Here is a 444-nt window from a genome sequence, read left to right as displayed (position 1 = left end):
TTGTAAGGGGGTCTGGTAGCCCAGTGAACTATGAATTCTCTTCCTATTGTAGAAAGCATGCACATATTCAAAAAGGACGGCAGCGGCAGTTTCATAATCTTCAAAGACCGGCACTGGATAAACACATTCCTTTTTGAGGGAAGCGTGAAAGGATTCCATTGGCGCATTATCATACGGACAACCCTTACGGCTGTATGAGTGGCGGATATGTAGCTCAGTTAAACGTTGATTGTAATCATCGCTGGTATACTGTGATCCTAAATCCGTATGGATAATCAGGTCCCCAGTAATGGTTCGATTTTTAACCGCGCTTTCAAGGGTCTTTAAGACTAAATCAGTAGCCATCTTTTTTGAGAACGAATAGCCGATAATCCGTCGTGAGTGCAGGTCCATGATGGTTGATAAGTAACACCAGCCATTACGCTTCGTTTGAATATAGGTCAT

General features: G+C 43.0%; 1 protein-coding gene. It reads right to left on the bottom strand.

From position 1 onward, the window contains the following. On the bottom strand, positions 1–444 hold a 444-nt coding region (locus tag FC07_RS08420), incomplete at both ends, for an IS3 family transposase (protein WP_083483258.1).

It is taken from the genome of Loigolactobacillus bifermentans DSM 20003 (assembly GCF_001434575.1).
GTDB lineage: Bacteria > Bacillota > Bacilli > Lactobacillales > Lactobacillaceae > Loigolactobacillus > Loigolactobacillus bifermentans.
This window is presented reverse-complemented; position numbering and strand designations above follow the sequence as displayed.